Source organism: Rufibacter glacialis (genome assembly GCF_008271745.1).
Lineage (GTDB): Bacteria > Bacteroidota > Bacteroidia > Cytophagales > Hymenobacteraceae > Nibribacter > Nibribacter glacialis.
The window spans coordinates 1-860 of record NZ_VKKZ01000013.1 but is presented as its reverse complement, the minus strand read 5'-3'; the positions used below and the strand labels follow the sequence as shown (position 1 = coordinate 860).

At 53.1% G+C, this 860-nt stretch carries 1 rRNA gene; it reads right to left on the bottom strand.

Annotated elements, in window-relative coordinates:
* Window positions 1–860 (bottom strand): 23S ribosomal RNA (locus FOE74_RS04885); the annotation flags it as partial.

The window sequence follows — 860 nt, the reverse complement described above, 5'->3', positions numbered from 1 at the left end:
GACGGGAATGCTCCCCTACCACAGAATCAGATTCTATCCGCAGCTTCGGTAATACGCTTGATGCCCGATTATTATCGATGCCCTGTCGCTCGACCAGTGAGCTGTTACGCACTCTTTAAATGAATGGCTGCTTCCAAGCCAACATCCTGGCTGTCTAGGCAACTGGACCTCCTTTGTTCAACTTAGCGTATATTTAGGGACCTTAGCTGGCGGTCTGGGTTCTTTCCCTCTCGGCCTGGGACCTTAGCACCCCAAGCCTCACTGCCGAGTATGTCTCATGGCATTCGGAGTTCGTCAGGATTCGGTAGGATTTGACTCCCCCTAGTCCTATCGGTAGCTCTACCTCCATGAGACTCCACCTCGACGCTGCCCCTAAAGGCATTTCGGGGAGTACGAGCTATTTCTCAGTTTGATTGGCCTTTCACCCCTACCCTCAGGTCATCCAAATCCTTTTCAACGGAAACTGGTTCGGACCTCCATTGCGTGTTACCGCAACTTCATCCTGCCCAAGGGTAGATCACAAAGTTTCGCGTCTACCCCCCCTGACTGTGCGCCCTGTTCAGACTCGCTTTCGCTGCGGCTCCGTGTGTTGACACACTTAACCTCGCCAGGGAGGAGTAACTCGTAGGCTCATTATGCAAAAGGCACGCCGTCACCCCACGAAAGGGCTCCGACCGCTTGTAGGCGCATGGTTTCAGGTTCTATTTCACTCCCCTATTCGGGGTTCTTTTCACCTTTCCCTCACGGTACTGGTTCACTATCGGTCTCTCAGGAGTATTTAGCCTTACCGGATGGTACCGGTGGATTCAGACGGGATTCCTCTGGTCCCGCCCTACTCAGGATACCACTATGCTCCAAAA